The organism is Micromonospora sp. NPDC007220, assembly GCF_040634035.1.
Lineage (GTDB): Bacteria > Actinomycetota > Actinomycetes > Mycobacteriales > Micromonosporaceae > Micromonospora > Micromonospora reichwaldensis.
On record NZ_JBEYEU010000022.1, the window covers coordinates 89626 to 106837 of the forward strand.

Here is a 17212-nt window from a genome sequence, read left to right on the forward strand (position 1 = left end):
TCGATCGACGCCGCGTTCATGCTGGTCGGCCCGGCGGCGGTGGGCAAGGGGCGGACAGGCTCGGGAGCCGTGCGCCAGGTAACAGTTTGAAAACTTCGCCCGCAGCCTTGACACGGAGGGGCCTTTAGTAAGAACTTTTACCACTAACAGTTAACACTCTTTTCCGAAAGGTGCCCCATGGTTGATCACGAGGTGGACACCTCCGCGGGGACCGCGGTGGTCGACGCCGGCGCGGTCGATCGGCGGGGTGCGCTCGGGGTCGGCTCCGACGGCGTGCTGGCGCGGGTCCGGGCCGGCGCGGGCGAGCTGACGGGGGCACTGCGCCGCGTCGCCGAGCACGTGCTCAGCGACCCGGAGGCCGCCGCCCGGGCGACCATCGTGGAGTTGGCCGAGCGCAGCGGCACCTCCCCGGCGACGATCACCCGGTTCTGCCGGGCGATGGGCTTCGACGGCTACGCCGACCTGCGACTCGGCATCGCCGCGGAGACCGGCCGGGCCCGTTCGGCGGGCTGGAACGTCGACATCGGCCGCGAGATCCAGCCCAGCGACCCCCTCTCCCGGGTGCTCGACCAGATCATGGCCGCCGACACCCGCGCCATGCACGACACCGCCGCGCTGCTCGACCTCGCCGAGGTGGAACGGGCCGCCGTCGCCATCGCCGGGGCGTCGAGGGTGAACATCTTCGGGGCCAGCGGCAGCGCCCTGGTCGGCGAGGAGATGCAGTTCAGCCTGCACCGCATCGGGGTGGCGGCCTGGGCCTGGAACGACGTGCACGAGGGCCTCGCCAGCGCGGCCCTGCTGCGCCAGGGCGACGTGGCACTGGGCATCTCGCACACCGGCCAGACCCGGGAGACCATCGAGATGCTCGCCGAGGCGGGCAGCCGGGGCGCGACCACCGTGGCGCTGACCGGGTTCCCGCGCTCGCCGCTGGCCGAGCTGGCCGACATCGTGCTGCTCACCGCGAGCCAGGCCACCACCTTCCGCCCCGACGCGCTCTCCGCCCGGCACCCGCAGCTGGTCGTGCTCGACCTGCTCTACATCGCCGTCGCCCAGCGCACCCACGACCGCGCCCACGCGGCCTTCCGGCGTACCGCCCAGGCCGTCGACGGGCACAAGGCCGCGAAGGGGGCCACCGCATGATCAGCGCCCAGGGGTACGCCGACGCCGTCCGCCCGGTGCTCGACCGGCTCGTCGACGCCAGCGCCGACGCGATCGGCGCCGCCGCCGACCTGATCGCCACCAGCCTGCGCTCCGGCGGGGTGCTCCAGGCGTTCGGCGCCGGCCACTCCGAGGCGTTCGCCGCGGAGCTGGTCGCCCGGGCCGGCGGCCTGGTGCCCACCAACCGGCTCTCCCTGCACGACCTGGTGCTGCACGGCGACGCGCCGCGGGACGTGCTCGCCGACCCGAAGCTGGAGCGCGACCCCGCCATCGCCCACCAGCTCTACGCGCTGGCGGCCCCGCAGCCGCGGGACGTGTTCGTGGTGGCGTCGCAGTCCGGCATCAACGGCTCGGTGGTCGAGCTGGCGACGCTGGTCACCGGACGCGGCCACCCGCTGATCGCGGTCACCTCGGTCGCGCACACCGCACGGGTCGCCCCGCGGCACCCGTCCGGCCGGCGCCTCGCCGACCTCGCCGACGTCGTGCTGGACAACGGCGCGCCGTACGGCGACGCACTGCTGCCGCTCGAGGGCGGCGGCGCGGTCTGTGCGGTCTCCTCGGTCACCGCGGCGCTGCTGGCGCAGCTGCTGACCGCCGAGGTCGTACGACGGTTCCACCAGGCCGGGGAGGTACCCCCTATCTACCTCTCCGCCAACGTCCCCGGCGGGGACGAGCACAACCACGCCCTCGAGTCGAGGTACGCCGGGCGCCTCCGGCGGACCGCCTGACCCGAACATCCCAAGGAGAGACGACGATGTCGATTACCCCCGACAACCCGGCCGACCTGAGCCGCCGGACCGTGCTGCGCCGGGCCGCCGCCGTGGGTCTGCTCGCCACCCCGGCCGTAGGCCTGCTGAGCGCCTGCGCGACCAGCGGCGGCGACGAGAAGAACGAGCAGGTCGCGGACGGAAAGAAGAGCGCCACCAACCCGCTCGGGGTGGCCGAGGACGCCCCCATCGAGGTGGTCATCTTCAACGGTGGCTACGGCGAGAAGTACGCCACCGACGTGCACCAGCCGCTGTACAAGAAGGCGTTCCCGAAGGCCGAGATCAAGCACCAGTCGACCCAGGCCGTCTCCACCGTTCTCCAGCCGCGGTTCGCCTCGAGCAACCCGCCGGAGTTCGTGAACAACTCCGGCGAGAAGATGATGGACTTCGGCGCCCTGGTCGCCGACGGCCAGCTCCAGGACCTCACCGAGCTGTGGGACGCCCCGTCGGTCGACGACCCGAACAAGAAGGTCCGCGACACCGTGGTGCCGGGCACCGTCGACGTCGGGTCCTTCAACGGCAAGCCGTACGTCCTGTACTACGTCTCCACCGTCTTCGGCATCTGGTACTCGGGCAAGCTGTTCAAGGACAACGGCTGGGCGCCGGCGAAGGACTGGTCCGAGTTCACCGCCCTGCTCGACAAGATCAAGGCCAAGGGCATCACCCCGTACGGCTACGCCGGTGCGAACGCCGCGTACTACCAGTGGAACGTGATCCTCACCCACGCGGCGAAGATCGGCGGCACCGACGTGCTGAAGAACATCGACAACCTGGAGGACGGCGCCTGGCAGCAGGACGCGGTCAAGCAGGCTGCCACGGCGTGGGCCGAGATCGGCGCCAAGTACGTCGACAAGAGCTTCGAGGGGCTCAAGCACACCGACGTGCAGCTGCGGCAGAACCAGTACAAGCTGGCGTTCTACCCCAGCGGCGACTGGCTGGAGGGCGAGCAGAAGAAGGACACCCCGTCCGGCTTCGACTACCAGCTGATGCCGGTGCCGAGCCTGTCCGCCTCGGACAAGCTGCCGGCGACGGCGCTGCGGGCGACCGCCGGTGAGGGCTACTTCGTCTCGGCCAAGAGCAAGAACCCCAAGGGCGGCCTGGAGTACATGCGCCAGATGCTCTCGGTGGCCGGCGCGAAGGGCTTCACCGAGACGGTCAAGGCCCCGACCGTGGTCACCGCCGGCTCGGAGGGCTTCGCCTTCCCGCCCGGCGTGGCCAGCTCGCAGGCCGCGCTCAAGGCCGCCGGCCAGGACGTGTTCAACATCTACTTCGACGGCTGGTACAAGGAGCTCGACACGGAGGTCCGCACGGCCACCAACGAGCTGATGTTCGGCCGGATCAAGGCGGACGCCTTCGTGGAGCGCATCCAGAAGCGTGCCGACGCGATCAAGAAGGACAGCTCCATCACCAAGTTCAAGCGCTGATCGGGGCGTGAGGGTCATGCGGCACGGCAAGTATCCGTTCGTGATCGGGTTCCTCTTCGTCCCGGTCACGCTGTACGTGGTCTTCGTCATCGCGCCGTACGCGCAGGCGTTCCAGATCTCGATGACCAACTGGCGGGGGTTCTCCGCCCCGCAGTGGGTGGGCTTCGACAACTACCGGAGGTTGTTCGACGACGACAACTTCTGGAAGGCCGTCCAGCACCACGGCGTACTGCTGCTTGCCCTGCCGCTGATCACCATCGCCATCGCGCTGTTCTTCTCGTTCATGCTCAACGTGGGCGGGAAGAGCAGCGGCGGGCAGCGCCAGGGAGTCTGGGGGTCGAAGTTCTACCGGGTGGTGTTCTTCTTCCCCCAGGTCCTGGCGGTGGCCATCATCGCGGTGCTGTTCCAGATGGTCTACCGGCCGAACGAGTCCGGCCTGATCAACGGTGTGCTGATGAAGCTCGGCTTCGACCCGGTGCTCTTCCTGATCCGGCCGAACCTGGCGCTCTGGTCGATCATCGCGGTGCTGGTCTGGCAGGCGGTCGGCTTCTACGTGGTGCTCTTCTCGGCGGGCATGGCCTCGATCCCGGGCGAGATCTACGAGGCCGCCGAGATCGACGGGGCGAGCCGGGTGACGCTCTTCTTCCGGGTCACCCTGCCGCTGCTCTGGGACACCCTCCAGGTCGCCTGGGTCTACCTGGGCATCGCCGCCTTCGACGCGTTCGCCATCGTCTCGGTGCTCTCCGTGGACGGCGGCGGCCCTGACGGCGCGACCACGGTGCTGGCCATGGAGATCTACCGCAACGCTTTCGTCTACTCGAAGTACGGCTACGCCTCGGCCATGGGCGTGGCGTTGTTCTTCCTCACCCTCACGTTCGCGGCGTTGACGCTGCGGCTGACCAAGCGGGAAAGCGTGGAGTACTGATGAACCCGCAGACGACGCTGCCGCCGACACCGGCGGCACTACCGCCGAAGAACGTCAAGCCGGGCGCCGCGGGCAAGCGCGGGGGCGGGGGCCGACGCTCGGAGGTACGGTTCTTCGCCAGCCTCGGGCACGTGGCGCTCGCGGTCTGGGCGGTGATCGTGATCGTGCCGATCCTCTGGACCTTCCTCGCCTCGTTCAAGAACACCACGGAGATCTTCAGCAGCCCGTGGACGCTCCCGGCGGAGCTGCGGTTCGAGAACTACGCCCGGGCGTGGACCAAGGCCAACGTCGGCCGATACTTCCTGAACAGCGTGATCGTGGTGACGTTCAGCGTCCTCGGCACCATGCTGTTCGGTTCGATGGCCGCGTACGTGCTGGCGCGTTACAAGTTCTGGGGCAACCGGGCGGTCTACTACCTGTTCGTCTCGGGGCTGGCGTTCCCGGTCTTCCTCGCCCTGGTGCCGCTCTTCTTCGTGGTGAAGAACCTGGGGCTGCTGGACACCCACACCGGGCTGGTGCTGGTCTACATCGCCTACTCGCTGCCGTTCACCGTGTTCTTCCTGACCGCGTTCTTCAAGACGCTGCCGACGTCGGTCGCCGAGGCGGGGATGATCGACGGCTGCTCGCACACCCGGCTGTTCTTCCAGGTGATGCTGCCGATGGCGAAGCCGGGCCTGATCAGCGTGGGGATCTTCAACATCATCGGCCAGTGGGCGCAGTACCAGCTGCCGCTCGTGCTGCTCTCCAACGCCAAGGAGAAGTGGGTGCTCACCCAGGGCATCGCGGACATCTCGGTGAACGCCGGCTACGAGGCCGACTGGTCCGGCCTCTTCGCCGCCCTGACCATCGCCATCCTCCCGATGATCATCGTGTACGCGATCTTCCAGCGCCAGATCCAGTCGGGCCTCACCTCGGGCGCGGTGAAGTAGACCCGGGCGGGTCAGGGGTGCCAGGAGCGCCACAGGGCGGCGTACGGGCCGTCGGCCCGGACGAGCTCGTCGTGACTGCCGAGCTCGGTGATCCGGCCGCACTCCAGCACCGCCACCCGGTCGGCGTCGTGAGCGGTGTTGAGGCGGTGCGCGATCGCGATGACGGTCCGCCCGGTGAGCAGGGCGGCCAGGGCCCGCTCGGTGCGCCGGGCGGTCGTCGGGTCGAGAGCGGCGGTCGCCTCGTCGAGGATCAGCGTGTGCGGGTCGGCGAGCACCAGCCGGGCCAGCGCGAGCTGCTGGGCCTCGGCGGCGCCGAGCTGGTGCGCCCCGTCGCCCAGCAGGGTGCCGAGGCCGTCGGGCAGGCGGGCGTGCCAGTCGGCGCCGACCGTGGCCAGCGCCGCGCGCATCCGGTCGTCGGAGGCGTCCGGGGCGGCGAACGCGAGGTTGTCGCGTAGCGAGCCGATGAACACGTGGTGTTCCTGGGTGACCAGGGCGATGCGCCGCCGGCGTTCGGCCGGGTCCAGGTCGGTGACCGGGCAGCCGCCGACGCTGACGACCCCCTCCCGGGGCGCGTCGATCCCGGCGAGCAGCCGCGCCAGGGTGGACTTCCCGGCCCCCGACGGCCCGACGAGCGCCAACCGTTCGCCGGGCCGCACCTCGAGGTCGATGCCGTGCAGCACGTCGGGTCCGCCGCCGTACGCGAACCGGGCTCCCCGGACGACCAGCCGCTCGTCCACCGGCGCGGCGGCCCGACCGGGCCGCTCCGGCGGCACCTGACCGACGCCGAGCACCCGGGCGAACGAGGCGAGGCCGCGCTGTGCCTGCTCGGTCCACATGAGGATCCGGTCCAGCGGGTCGATCGCCTGCTGAAGGTAGAGCGCGGCGGCGACCACCGCGCCGAGGGAGACCGCACCCCGCGCGAGCAGGAGGCCACCGACCAGCAGCAGCGCGGCCACGGGCAGCGGGTGACTGGCCTCCACCACGCTGAAGAACACCGTGCGCAGCGCCAGGGTCTTCCGCCGGGCGGCCCAGACCCGGGCTATGCGCGCGGTGCCGTGCCCGATCCGTTCGTCGGCGAGGCGCAGCGCCTCGACCGTACGGGCGCCCTCCGCAGTGCTCGTCAGCGTCTCGGTCAGCTCGGCGGCGACCGCCCCCTCGGCCAGGTACGCCGGGCCGGCGCGCCGCAGGTACCACCGGGTGACCAGGGCGATCGTCGGCAGCCCGGCCAGCGCGACGAGCCCGAGCAGCGGGTGCAGCAGGAAGACCGCCCCGAACAGCAGCACCAGCTGCACCGAGGCGATGACGATGACGGGCACCACGTCCCGGACCGTGAGGCCGACGGTGGCCACGTCGACCGAGCTGCGGGTGGCGAGGTCCCCGGCGCCGGCCCGCTCGACGACGCCGACGGGCAGGTTCAGCGTCCGCTCGACGAACTCCTCGCGCAGCCGGGCCACGGCCCGCTCGCCGAAGCGGTGGCCGGCGTACTGCGCGTAGCGCGACAGCAACGTCTGCACCAGCACGGCCCCAGCGATCGCCAGGGCGAACCGGTCGACGGTGGCGACGCCGGCCCCCGCGGACACCCGGTCGACGATGCTGCCGAGCAGCCACGGCGGAGCGAGCCCGGCGACCGTGGCGGCGGCGTGCAGCGCCAGCACGACTCCGACCGCGCGCCGGTCCCGGGCGATCAGGCCCCGGGTCGCCCGGCGCACTGTGGCCCGGTCGGCGACCGGCAGCCCGCTCACCGCAGCGCCTGCTCGGCGTCGGCGTCGCCACGGGCCACGAGCCGCCGGTAGCCCGGGTCCCGGTCGAGCAGGTCGGCGTGTGAGCCGGTGGCGGCGACCCGCCCCGCGACCAGGTGCGCGACCTCGTCGGCCCGTCCCAGCAGCAGCGGCGAGGTGGTGAGCACGACGGTGGTCCGTCCGGCCCGCGCGCGGCGCAGCCGCTCGGCGATGCGCGCCTCGGTGTGCGCGTCGACCGCCGAGGTCGGCTCGACGAGGATCAGCACCTCCGGTTCGGCGAGCAACGCCCGGGCCAACCGGACCCGTTGCCGCTGGCCGCCGGAGAGGGACCGGGCCCGGGTGTCCAGCGGGGTGTCGAGCCCGTCCGGCAGGGCGTCGACGACGTCCTCGGCCGACGCGGCGTGCAGGGCGGAGGTGATCCGCTCCCGGTCACCGTCGGGGCGAGCCCCGCGCAGCACCTCCCGCAGCGTCCCGGCGAACAGGTAGGCGTCGTGGTCGGCGACCAGGATGCGGGCCCGCACCTGGTCGAGTTCGACGGCGGTCAGCGGCACGCCGCCCCAGGTGGCGTCGCTGACGGCGTACCGACCGAGCCGGTCGGCCAGCGCGAGGGCGTCCGCCGGGTCGGCGGCGGCCACCGCGGTGAGGCGACCGGCCCGGACGGTCAACCCGCTCGACCGGTCGTGCAGGTCGGCGGGACCGCCGGGAGCCGGGACAGGGCCGGCTGGATCGCCGGGGGCCGCGACCGGGGTGGCGGGGCGGGCCGGCTGGCGGCTGCCGGGAACCGTCGCCGCGCGGGCACGGGCCGGCGTGTCGCGCGGCCCGCCCACGTTGTCCGGCTCGACGGCGAGCAGGGCGACGATCCGGCGGGCCGCGACCCGGCCCCGGATCAGTTGGTGGCCGCCCTCCAGCAGGAACCAGACCGGCACGACGAGAGTCGCGACGTAGCCGTAGACGGCGACCAGCTCCCCGACGCTGATGTCGCCGGTGACCGCCATCCGGGCCGACAGCCACACCACCGCCGCGAGGAACAGCCCGGGGACGGCCACCGTCGCCGCGTCGATCCAGCTGTTCACGGAACCCACGCGGTATCCCTCGACGAGCAGGTCGCGGGAGCGGGCCGCGTACCGGCGGGCGAACAGGCCCCGGCCACCCACCCCGGCGAGCACCCGCAGCCCGGCCACGATGTCGCCCGACCGGGCGGTCAGCTCACCCTGCTGCTGCCGGTAGACCGACTCCGCCCGCTCCAGCCGGCGCAGCAGGGGAGCGACGACCAGGACGACCGACGGCACGCCCACCAGCACGCAGAGCGCGAGCAGGGGCGAGATCGACCAGAGCACGACGGCGACGACCAGGTATGCGACCACCGCGCCGATGCCGGGCCCGGTCACCGTCATCACCTGCGCCGCCCGGTCGATGTCGGTGCCGCCGACCGTGGCCACCTCGCCCGCTGCGGCCCGGCGTGGCAGCACGGCGCCGACCCGGGACAGCCGGCGGAGCACCACGGCGGCGGAGCGCGCCTTCGCGTCCTCCCGGATGAAGGTCATCGTGCGGTGCCGCATGATGCCCAGCCAGGACAGCGCGACGCCGGCGACGACGATCGCCGCCACCCACAGGGCCAGGGCCCGGTTGTCGCCGGCCCGCAGTCCGTCGTCCACGGCGCGGGAGATCAGGTAGGGCCGGACCGCCAGGCCGGTCATCCAGGCCGCGCCGAACAGGCTGCCGCGCAGCACCCGCCACGGCTGGCAGCGGACCAGCCACCACAGGTACCGCATCGGCCCCCGGATGTCCGGGGTGCCGGGCTCGGGATGGGGGATCCGTGGTGGCACCGGTCAACGCTAGCGAGCCGGGCACCGCCGCACCGCCCCGTTTCCGCCGTACCGCGCCGTCGTTTCGTCGCTGGCGCCTGCGGCCGACCCGTCCCGGCGCGGGGGCACGCCGGGGTGGTTGGTGGGTGGAGTGTCGCAGGGGCGAGGCAGAATCACATCCGTGCTGGTGGCGGTGGTCTCGGACGAGCGGGGCGGGGGAGCGCTGCAAACCCTCGACGCCGCGGGGCAGCCCGTCGGCCCGGTGCAGCCGGTCACCGACCTGGCCGCGGCCGTCGCGGCGCGCGAGGCGGCGGACCGGCCGCGCTGGGTGTGGGCCTCCGGCGCGACCGTCTACCCGGCGCTGCTGCGCGCCGGGGTGCGGGTCGAGCGCTGCCACGACGTCGAGCTGACCGAGACCCTGCTGCTCGGCCACGCCGGCCGCTGGGGCGAGCCCCGTTCGTTCGCGGCGGCCTGGGCCCGGCTGACCGACACGCCGGTGCCGGCCGACCCGCCGCCCCGGCCGGCCGCGCCACCCGGCCACGGGCAGGCCGCGCTCTTCGACGCCCTGCCCGGCCCGCCGGGCCCCGGCGTCGAGGCACTGACCCGGGTGTACGCCGACCAGCTCGCCCGGATCGCCGCCACCGAGCATCCCGGCCGGTTCCGGCTACTGGTCGCCGCCGAGTCGGCCGGCGCGCTGATCGCCGTGGAGATGGGGGCCGCGGGGCTGCCCTGGCGGGCCGACGTGCACGACCGACTCCTCGCGGAGCTGCTCGGTGAGCCGTCGCCGGTGGGCGGCCCGCCCCGCCGGCTGGCCGAGCTGGCCGCGCGGATCGCCGACGCGTTCGGCGTACGCCAGCTGCACGCCGACTCCCCGGCGGAGCTGTTGCGGGCGTTCGCCCGGGCCGGGGTGGAGCTGCCCAACACCCGGGCCTGGGTGCTGCGCGGGGTGGACCACCCGGCGGTGCCGCTGGTCCTGGAATACAAGGAGCTCTACCGGATCTGGACGGCGCACGGCTGGGCCTGGCGCGACGCCTGGGTGCGCGACGGCCGGTTCCAGCCGGAGTACGTCCCGGGCGGGGTCGTCTCCGGCCGCTGGGCCACCCGGGGCGGCGGCGCGTTGCAGATCCCCAAGGTGATCCGGCGGGCGGTGGTGGCCGATCCGGGCTGGCGGTTCGTGGTGGCCGACGCCGGCCAGCTGGAGCCGAGGGTGCTCGCCGCGGTCTCCGGCGACGCCCGGCTCGCCGCCGCCGGTGGTGCCGGCGACCTCTACGCCGCCCTCGCCCAGGACGCCTTCGGCGGCGACCGGCCCCGGGCCAAGGTGGCGCTGCTCGGCGCGATGTACGGGCAGACCGGCGGGGCGGCGGTGCCGGCGCTGGCGGTGCTGCGGCGCAGCTACCCGACGGCCTTCGGCTACGTGGAGGCGGCGGCCCGCACGGGGGAGGCCGGCGGGCTGGTGCGCTCCTGGCTGGGGCGCACCTGCCCGCCCGGCACGGCCGGGTTCGGCGACCCCGACGCCGACCTGCCCGACGGCGGCGACGATCCGCAGTCGCCGCGGGCGCGGGCGGCCCGGTCCCGGGGACGGTTCACCCGCAACTTCGTCATCCAGGCCACCGCCGCCGAGTGGGCCTCGACCCTGCTGGCGACGCTGCGCGGCCGGCTCGCCGCCACCGGCGGCGAACTGGTCTTCTTCCAACACGACGAGGTGATCGTGCACTGCCCGGCGGAGCGGGCCGACGCGGTCGCCGACGCGGTCACCCGGTGCGGCGAGCAGGCCGCCGCGCTGCTCTTCGGCGACACCCCGGTCCGCTTCCCGCTGGACCTCTCCGTCGTCGACTGCTACGCCGACGCGGCCTGACGGCTCCCGCCCGCTCAGGAGACGCCGGAGTCGGGGTTGGCGGCGTCCCACGCGTGCCGTGACTCGGCGATGGCGTCCTTGTGCGCCAACGACCAGTCGGCCAGCTGCCGCACCAGGTGGGTCAGGCTCCTGCCGCGCTCGGTCAGCTCGTAGGTGACGGTCACCGGGACGGTCGGGTACGCGGTGCGCAGCACCAGGCCGTCGCGCTCCAGGCGGCGCAGGGTCAGGGTCAGCATCCGCTGCGAGATGCCGTGGATGGCCCGTTGCAGCTCCCGGAACCGGCGGACGCCCGAGGAGAGCTCGACGATCGCGAGCACCGACCACTTGTCGCCGATGCGGTCGAGCACGTCTCGGATGCCGCAGTCCGGGTGCTCGGGCAGGCCGCAGGGCGCCAGCGCGTCGGTTACCGCCGTGTGCCCTGCCGACATCGAAGTGCCTCCTTGTGACCGCGTCCGTGGTTCCCGACGATGAGGCTAGTTCCGATTCGGTACCACCGAAAGGCTCGCCACATGCTGCTGGTCACCGGCGCCTCCGGGCACCTGGGCTCCCTCATCCACGCCGGGCTGGTCGAGCGAGGGCTCGCCCCGCTCGCCGGCACCCGTACGCCCGGTCGCTTCGGCGACGCCGGGCGGAGCGTGGACTTCGACGACCCGGCGGGGCCGGATCTGGCGGGCGTACGCGTGCTGGTGCTGGTCTCCGCCGGCTACGGCGAGGACGACGTCGTCGTCGCCCGCCACGACCGGGCGATCGCCGCCGCCGAGCGGCACGGGGTACGGCACGTGGTCTACACGAGCCTGGTCGGCGACGGCGACCACCTTGCCGTCGCGCTCGCGCACCGGTGGACGGAGCGTCGACTGCGGGAGAGCCGGCTCGACTGGACGATCCTGCGCAACGGCCTCTACGCCGAGCTGTTCGGTCAGCTGGCCGCCCCGGTCGACGGCGCGGTCACGGCCCCGTTCGGCACGGGAGCGCTGGCCGCGGCGGCCCGACAGGATCTGGCCGACGCCGCCGTGCGGGTGGCCGCCGACCCGGCCGTCCATCGCGGCCGCACGTACGAGCTGACCGGGCCCGTCGCGCTCACCGCGGCCGGCGTCGCCGCCGGGTTGGGCGTGCCCTACCGCCCGGTGTCGCTGGGCGAGCGGCGTGCCGCCCTGACGGGCCCGGGCCTGCTGCCGTTCCAGCCGGCCATGCTCATGTCGATCTACTCCGCCACGGCGGCCGGGTTCCTCGCGCGGACCCACGGCGACCTGGCGCGCCTGCTGTCGCGTCCGCCCCGCGACCCGATGCCGGTCGCGGTCGCCGCCGCCGCCGGGGCGCCGTCCTGACCGTACGCACAGCCTCGACGGGGCTGCCCACCTTCGAGCCAGCCACGCCGGAGACGGGCGACGCGGTGCGGTTCCGGGCCGGTAACGGTTGCACTATTTTCCCTTTTCGCCCCGCTACCCGGTCTGCCTTCTCCTCGTTGCTCCCGATGTCCGTACGACGGAGCGGGCCGTGCCCTCGTGCCACGGCCCGCTCCACGGTGGAGGGGGCCCAGCTGAACCGGATCGCAGGAATGATCATCGCCGCGGGCGGGGGGCGCCGCATCGGCGGTCCCGAGGCGCTGCTGCACCAGGGGGAGAAGCCCCTGGTGAACCGGATGATCGACACGATGACCAAGGCGGGCTGCGAGCGGATCGTGGTCGTGCTCGGCGCCGCGGCCGACCAGGTCCGCGAGACGGCGGACCTGAGCCAGGCCACGGTGGTGATCAACCGGGCGTGGGGGACCGGCGTCGGCTCGTCCATCCGGGCCGGCCTCGCCGCGCTCGACGACGAGGGCATCGAGGCAGTCGTGGTGGTGCCGGTCGACATGCCCGGCCTGACCGCCACCGCCGTGCGTCGGGTCGTCGCGCTGCCGTACCCCGACGTGCTGGTCTGCGCCACCTACGACGGGCTGCGCGGCTACCCGATGCTGTTCGGACGCCGGCACTGGTCCGGCATCGCCACCCTGGCCAGCGCGGACGTGGGCGCCCGGCCCTACCTGCTCGCGCACAAGGACCAGATCGTCGACATCTCCTGCGACTCGGTGGCCGACGGCAGCCGGGTCGACACCCCGGAACTGATGGCGCTCTACGGGCTGACCGTTCCACCCCAGCGCATCGGCGCCTAGGTGACCGACAGTCGCGCGGCCCGGGGGGTCTCAGGGTGCGGCGCGCCGTACGACGAGTCCCGGTGAGGGCGTGGGCCCGGACGGACGGGCGACCTGCCGGGCGGCGGCCAGGATGTCCGGCTTCTGCGCGATGATCGGCGGGCCGGGGCACTTGTCGTGCCCCCAGGCCTTGCCTCCCATGCTGTGATGGCCGAGGCCTGTGCCCGACGGGTCGGCCGTCAGGGCGAGCGGGACGCCGCACTCCTCGTGCACCCTGGCGAAGATCCGGCCGAGGGCGGCGATCTGCTCGTCGGTCAGCCTCTCCCAGCCGGGATGGCTGGCGTGGTGCGGGCTGCCGACGCTGAACCCGGAGCACTCCACCGAGAGCCAGTGCCCGTTGCCGGCTCGCTGGGTCCAGGCCTTGTCCGCCGTGTCGACCATCTGCGCGATGTCACCCTCACGACTGACGATGAAGTGCGAGGAGGTTTCGGTGTCCGGGTCCTGCTGGTGGCTGATGGTGCCCTCATAGGTGCCGTCGGCGATGTGTACCACCAGGCCGCGAACCTCCACCATGCCGTTCGGGACCCGGTTGGCGGTGGGGCCGCGCCAGCTCGCGAGATCCTCCCAGAGGGCCATCGGATGCTCCTTTCGGCGGACGCCGGTGCGGATGGCCGGCCGCGGGCTCGACAACCCGAACGTATCGTCGTCCCCACTCCCGTTGCCGGCGATTCGGCCGACTGGTCGTGTGCGCCCGGGGCAGGTCGCTGACGGCGGATCGCCCAGATCGGCCCTCCGCTCGGCCTGCACCCCGTCGGCGGCTGTCCGCTCCGGCCACCGCCCCCATGCCGGGCCGCTGTTCCGCTAGCGTCGGCGGGCGCGGCACCGCCGCCGTGGCACACCGCGGCGGGCCGCTGGCGACGGGGGAGGCCGGCCGATGATCGGAACGTTGACCCGGCACATAGCCGGGGCGGTCGCCGCCTGGCTGGTGTACGTCGCCGAGGGGTCGTTCGGCCTCTTGGCGCGGCTCGCGTTGGCCCTGGTCGCCGACGCCGGCCCGGGCGGGCCACTGGCCAGGCCCTTCATGGTGCTGGACGCCGCCCTGCCGGGTGCCGTCCTGGTGCTGCTCGTGGTGGTGCCGGCGGTCGTCATCGGCGACGTCGCCCTCGCCCGCCGTGGCGCGTTCGCTCGCACGCTGGCGGCCTGCGGGGTGGCCGTGTTCCTCGTCGGCCTGTACGTCGCCGGCATCGCGGCCGTCACCGGGGCGGTCGTCGCCGACGCGGCGTTGGCCTGGTTTCTTACGACGACGGTCGTGCTCTGCCCGGTGGTGGTCCACGCGGCCGTGGTGCAGGGGGCGCGGGCGGCGACCGGGTGGCTGGCCCGCTGGTGCCGCCCCGGCTCGCCGGCCACGGTCGCTCCGTCCGCGTCCTCGGTGGACCACCCCGGCGGCTCTGAGGCCCCGTGACCACGTCCCGCCCGCCGACCGACCTCGTCCCCGCCGACGTGCCGGCCGGGCAGCTCACCCACAACATGCTCAACGGGGTGACCGACGGCATCTGGCGCACCCGCCGGGACGGGCGGTCGGCCGTGCTGAAACTCCTCACCCCGCCCGGTCGCCCCGGCCCGGCGCACTGGGCCGGCAGCGAGGAGCCGGGGCACTGGAACTACTGGCGCCGCGAGGTCGAGGCGTACCGCAGCGGGCTGGCCGCCGCCGCGTACGCCGACGCCGGGCTGGCCGCGCCGACGGCGCTGGCGGTCGACGACCGGCCGGACGGCTCGGTCGCGCTGTGGCTGCCCGAGGTCGCCGGCCGGCCGGGCGTCGCCTGCACGCCCGCCGACCTCGGGGAGGTGGCCGTCCGGCTCGGCGCCGGACACGCCCGCTGGCTCGGCGACCCTGAGGCGCGGGAACTGGCGGCCGGCGGTCGCCCGCCGGAGTGGCTGGCGCGCGACTGGCTGCGCGACTACACGCTGAGCCGCCCGGTGGCCGCGCCGGTGCCGTGGGAGCACCCGGTCGCCGTCGCCGCCTGGCCGCGTTCCCTGCGGGACGCGCTGCGGGTGCTGTGGGAGCGGCGGCACGACGTGCTGGCCGCCACCGACCGGCTGCCGCGTACGCTCTGCCACCACGACTGCTGGCCGATGAACCTGGTGTTCGCCGCCGACGGCCCGGTGCTGCTGGACTGGTCCGGCGTCGGCCCCGGGCCGGTCGGCGAGGACGCGGCCAACCTGGTGCTGGACACCTTCCTCGACGGGCTGGTCGACGTCGCGCTGCTCGACGAGGTTGCCGCGACCGTGCCCGACCGGTACGCCGAGGGGCTGCACGGCGCCGTCGCGCCGGGGGAGGTGGCCCGTGCCGTCCGGCTCACCGGGGCGGCCAAGTACTTCTGGCTGGCGCCGATGATGCTCGGCCGGCTGGGCCGCTCCGCCATCAGCGGCACCTACGACGCCCGCGGCGAGGCGGAGATGATGGCGGGCCGTCGGCCTGTGCTGGAGCTGCTGGCCCGCTGGGCCGCCGAGGCATGGGACTGACCGGCGCGGGCAGGCCGTCAGACGTCGATGTTGAACCGTTGCAGCACCGACGGGGCGACCAGCCCGGCCGCCGCGAGCACCGAGATCGCGGTCAGTACGGCCCGGACGACCACCACCTCGGTCTTGCTGCCGGCCCGCAGGGCGATCTTGTTCGGCAGCCCGATCGGCGTCCACATCCGACGCTTGATCGGAATCGGCCAGAGGATGGGCACCCCGGCCCGGGTGATCATGTCGCCGAGGATGTGCACGAAGCAGCCGACCCCGACGGCGGTGCCGATCAGCGGATAGCCCCGGCCGCCGGGCAGGTTGGCGAAGGTGTACCAGGCGGCGGCGGCCGACGCGAGGGTGACGATGACCCAGCCGGCGCGCTCCGCCCACTTGTCGAACAGGCCGCGCAGCGCCAGCCCGAACATGAAGAAGAGGATGCCGATGACGGCCCACTTGCCGTACGCGGCGCAGAGCGTGGTGGTGCCCCAGCCGACCAGCAGGGTGAACGGGATGGTGTGAGTCAGGGTGCGGTGGCCGTTGTTGCGGCGCGGATCCTTGCTGAGCTTCGTCGCGTAGTAGACCCCGAGCGAGACCTTCTCCATCACCTCGGCGATGAAGAGCGAGAACACGCCGAAGGTGCGGGCGACGGTCGCCCCGCCCTGGTTGCGGGTCACCTTGCCGGAGAGGTCGAGGTCGGGGAAGAGCGCGCCACCGGCGCAGACGGCGGTGCCGACGGCGAGCTCCAGCGGCGACTGGTGGTAGTCGGCGAACTGTTGCAGCGCCCAGGATCCGGCCAGCCACACCGCCGCGCCGGACAGCGCGTGGGACGGTCCCATCATGTCGGCTCACCCTCCCCAGGGATCTTGAGCGCCAAAACTACGCCACTGTAGTTCGCCGACGCTCCGCAGGGGCATCGCCCGGACGGTCCACCGGGGACGGTGGCGGGGAGGGGTGGGTGGATCTGCCGCACCGGCAGGAAGTATGCCCTTGCCGGGCGGCAATCGGGGCCGGTCTGTCGGCCACCGGACGGTGGGGCGGCGGCGACGGCGGCTCAGCGGACGGCGCCGCCGACCGCGAGCAGGTTCCCCTCCGGGATGGTGATCTTCTGGCGGGCCCCGCCGAGCCGGGCGGCGGCGCGCCGGGCCTGCGTCGGGCCGTGCTCCCGGCCGACCGTCGCGTACGTGCCGGCGGTCCGGGCGGCGATGGTCGTCCAGCCGTAGTGACGGCCGACCATGGCGCGCGCCCGCCGGGCCACCCGCCGGGCGAAGACCTCGTCGCCGAGGAGCTGGTCGACCGCCTCGCCGAGGGCGCCCGGGTCGCTGTGTGGGAAGGTCACCCCGGTCACGCCCGGCTCGACGATCTCGGCGAGGCCGCCGGTGCGGGCCACGGCCAGCGGCGCGCCGGCCGCCGCGGCCTCGAGGGCCACCATCCCGAACGGCTCGTAGAGGCTGGGCACCACGGTCGCGTCGGTGGCGCCGAGCAGCGCCGGGAGCCGGGTCGAGTCCAGGAATCCCGCGAAGCGTACGGTCTGCCCGAGCCCGAGGCGGTGGGTCTCCTCCTCCAACTCGCCGCGGTAGGGGCCGTCGCCCGCGATCACCACCCGCAGCCCGGGGTGCCGGTCGCGCAGGTACGGCACGGCGTGCACCAGGTGCTGCACGCCCTTCTCGTAGACCAGCCGGCCGGCGTACCCGACGAGCGGGCCGTCGCCGGCGAACCGGGCCCGGGCGGCCGTGACCGCCCCCGGCCGGGCGCGCCAGGCCCGGTCGTCGACCCCGTTGGGCACCACGTCGACCTGCCCGGCCGGCACGTCGAAGAGCGTGGCGACCTGCTCGCGCATGTAGCCGGAGCAGACGATCACCCGGGCGGAGGCGTTGCTCAGCCAGTGTTCGACGCCGTGGATGGTGCGGTTCATCTCCTCGGGCAGCCAGCCCTGGTGTCGGCCGGCCTCGGTGGCGTGGATGGTGCTGACGA

The 17212-nt window shown here is 73.8% G+C and carries 16 protein-coding genes; 10 read left to right on the plus strand and 6 right to left on the minus strand.

Annotation, left to right across the window (positions count from 1 at the left end; genetic code table 11):
* Positions 1-177: 177 nt before the first annotated feature.
* From ABZ573_RS26610 to ABZ573_RS26630, 5 genes are read left to right on the plus strand one after another with little or no spacing between them, the layout of a single operon-like run.
* A complete protein-coding gene (locus tag ABZ573_RS26610; RefSeq protein WP_358121723.1) occupies positions 178-1140 on the plus strand; it encodes a MurR/RpiR family transcriptional regulator in 963 nt (320 codons plus the stop codon).
* Positions 1137-1886: an SIS domain-containing protein gene (locus tag ABZ573_RS26615; RefSeq protein WP_151453225.1), complete on the plus strand. Its 750-nt coding sequence runs from the start codon at positions 1137-1139 to the stop codon at positions 1884-1886. Before ABZ573_RS26610 ends, ABZ573_RS26615 begins: the two co-directional genes overlap by 4 nt.
* 26 nt (positions 1887-1912) lie before the next feature.
* On the plus strand, positions 1913-3349 hold the full coding sequence (ngcE, locus tag ABZ573_RS26620) for an N-acetylglucosamine/diacetylchitobiose ABC transporter substrate-binding protein (protein WP_151453224.1): 1437 nt from the start codon (positions 1913-1915) through the stop codon (positions 3347-3349).
* Between the two features lie 16 nt (positions 3350-3365).
* Positions 3366-4274 carry a sugar ABC transporter permease gene (locus tag ABZ573_RS26625; RefSeq protein ID WP_151453245.1) on the plus strand — a complete coding sequence of 303 codons (909 nt, stop codon included), beginning with the start codon at positions 3366-3368 and terminating at the stop codon, positions 4272-4274.
* Positions 4274-5203, plus strand: a complete 930-nt coding sequence (locus ABZ573_RS26630) for a carbohydrate ABC transporter permease (RefSeq protein ID WP_151453223.1) — start codon at positions 4274-4276, stop codon at positions 5201-5203. The genes ABZ573_RS26625 and ABZ573_RS26630 overlap by 1 nt, the downstream gene beginning before the upstream one ends.
* Before the next feature lie 11 nt (positions 5204-5214).
* Here ABZ573_RS26630 and ABZ573_RS26635 read toward each other — a convergent pair whose 3' ends face one another.
* Positions 5215-6945, minus strand: coding sequence for an ABC transporter ATP-binding protein (locus ABZ573_RS26635; protein ID WP_358121726.1), 1731 nt, complete (start codon positions 6943-6945; stop codon positions 5215-5217).
* Positions 6942-8714, minus strand: a complete 1773-nt coding sequence (locus ABZ573_RS26640) for an ABC transporter ATP-binding protein (protein WP_358121749.1) — start codon at positions 8712-8714, stop codon at positions 6942-6944. The genes ABZ573_RS26635 and ABZ573_RS26640 overlap by 4 nt, the downstream gene beginning before the upstream one ends.
* A gap of 184 nt (positions 8715-8898) precedes the next feature.
* Here ABZ573_RS26640 and ABZ573_RS26645 point away from each other — a divergent pair, with 184 nt between their 5' ends.
* Entirely contained in the window at positions 8899-10602 is a 1704-nt protein-coding gene (locus tag ABZ573_RS26645) for a bifunctional 3'-5' exonuclease/DNA polymerase (protein ID WP_358121728.1), read from the plus strand.
* 14 nt (positions 10603-10616) lie between these two features.
* Here ABZ573_RS26645 and ABZ573_RS26650 read toward each other — a convergent pair whose 3' ends face one another.
* Entirely contained in the window at positions 10617-11030 is a 414-nt protein-coding gene (locus ABZ573_RS26650; protein WP_327028989.1) for a helix-turn-helix domain-containing protein, read from the minus strand.
* A gap of 81 nt (positions 11031-11111) precedes the next feature.
* Between ABZ573_RS26650 and ABZ573_RS26655 the strand changes: the two genes are divergently transcribed.
* Together ABZ573_RS26655 and ABZ573_RS26660 are read left to right on the plus strand one after the other, a co-directional pair.
* Positions 11112-11927: an NAD(P)H-binding protein gene (locus tag ABZ573_RS26655; RefSeq protein WP_358121730.1), complete on the plus strand. Its 816-nt coding sequence runs from the start codon at positions 11112-11114 to the stop codon at positions 11925-11927.
* A gap of 230 nt (positions 11928-12157) precedes the next feature.
* Positions 12158-12751: a nucleotidyltransferase family protein gene (locus ABZ573_RS26660; RefSeq protein ID WP_151453217.1), complete on the plus strand. Its 594-nt coding sequence runs from the start codon at positions 12158-12160 to the stop codon at positions 12749-12751.
* Between the two features lie 30 nt (positions 12752-12781).
* Here the strand turns inward: ABZ573_RS26660 and ABZ573_RS26665 are convergent, their stop codons facing one another.
* On the minus strand, positions 12782-13366 hold the full coding sequence (locus ABZ573_RS26665) for an N-acetylmuramoyl-L-alanine amidase (protein WP_151453216.1): 585 nt from the start codon (positions 13364-13366) through the stop codon (positions 12782-12784).
* A 298-nt stretch (positions 13367-13664) separates the two neighbouring features.
* Between ABZ573_RS26665 and ABZ573_RS26670 the strand changes: the two genes are divergently transcribed.
* Both ABZ573_RS26670 and ABZ573_RS26675 read left to right on the plus strand, forming a co-directional pair.
* A complete protein-coding gene (locus tag ABZ573_RS26670; RefSeq protein ID WP_358121733.1) occupies positions 13665-14192 on the plus strand; it encodes a hypothetical protein in 528 nt (175 codons plus the stop codon).
* The gene (locus ABZ573_RS26675; RefSeq protein ID WP_358121735.1) at positions 14189-15253 is read left to right on the plus strand and encodes a phosphotransferase; all 1065 of its coding nucleotides are present in this window, start codon (positions 14189-14191) and stop codon (positions 15251-15253) included. The genes ABZ573_RS26670 and ABZ573_RS26675 overlap by 4 nt, the downstream gene beginning before the upstream one ends.
* Positions 15254-15270: 17 nt before the next feature.
* On the opposite strand, the gene ABZ573_RS26680 is transcribed toward ABZ573_RS26675, so the two are convergent.
* Together ABZ573_RS26680 and ABZ573_RS26685 are read right to left on the minus strand one after the other, a co-directional pair.
* Positions 15271-16080, minus strand: coding sequence for a metal-dependent hydrolase (locus ABZ573_RS26680; RefSeq protein ID WP_311412960.1), 810 nt, complete (start codon positions 16078-16080; stop codon positions 15271-15273).
* Positions 16081-16292: 212 nt separating this feature from the next.
* On the minus strand, positions 16293-17212 hold a 920-nt coding region (locus ABZ573_RS26685), incomplete at its 5' end, for a glycosyltransferase family 4 protein (protein ID WP_358121737.1).

Bases quoted from the DNA above. Each gene is read 5' to 3' on its own strand.
- ABZ573_RS26665 (WP_151453216.1), bottom strand. From the start codon at position 13,366: ATGGCCCTCTGGGAGGATCTCGCGAGCTGGCGCGGCCCCACCGCCAAC.
- ABZ573_RS26680 (WP_311412960.1), bottom strand. From the start codon at position 16,080: ATGATGGGACCGTCCCACGCGCTGTCCGGCGCGGCGGTGTGGCTGGCC.
- ngcE (WP_151453224.1), top strand. From the start codon at position 1,913: ATGTCGATTACCCCCGACAACCCGGCCGACCTGAGCCGCCGGACCGTG.
- ABZ573_RS26640 (WP_358121749.1), bottom strand. From the start codon at position 8,714: ATGCGGTACCTGTGGTGGCTGGTCCGCTGCCAGCCGTGGCGGGTGCTG.
- ABZ573_RS26660 (WP_151453217.1), top strand. From the start codon at position 12,158: ATGATCATCGCCGCGGGCGGGGGGCGCCGCATCGGCGGTCCCGAGGCG.
- ABZ573_RS26650 (WP_327028989.1), bottom strand. From the start codon at position 11,030: ATGTCGGCAGGGCACACGGCGGTAACCGACGCGCTGGCGCCCTGCGGC.
- ABZ573_RS26625 (WP_151453245.1), top strand. From the start codon at position 3,366: ATGCGGCACGGCAAGTATCCGTTCGTGATCGGGTTCCTCTTCGTCCCG.
- ABZ573_RS26655 (WP_358121730.1), top strand. From the start codon at position 11,112: ATGCTGCTGGTCACCGGCGCCTCCGGGCACCTGGGCTCCCTCATCCAC.
- ABZ573_RS26630 (WP_151453223.1), top strand. From the start codon at position 4,274: ATGAACCCGCAGACGACGCTGCCGCCGACACCGGCGGCACTACCGCCG.
- ABZ573_RS26615 (WP_151453225.1), top strand. From the start codon at position 1,137: ATGATCAGCGCCCAGGGGTACGCCGACGCCGTCCGCCCGGTGCTCGAC.
- ABZ573_RS26610 (WP_358121723.1), top strand. From the start codon at position 178: ATGGTTGATCACGAGGTGGACACCTCCGCGGGGACCGCGGTGGTCGAC.
- ABZ573_RS26670 (WP_358121733.1), top strand. From the start codon at position 13,665: ATGATCGGAACGTTGACCCGGCACATAGCCGGGGCGGTCGCCGCCTGG.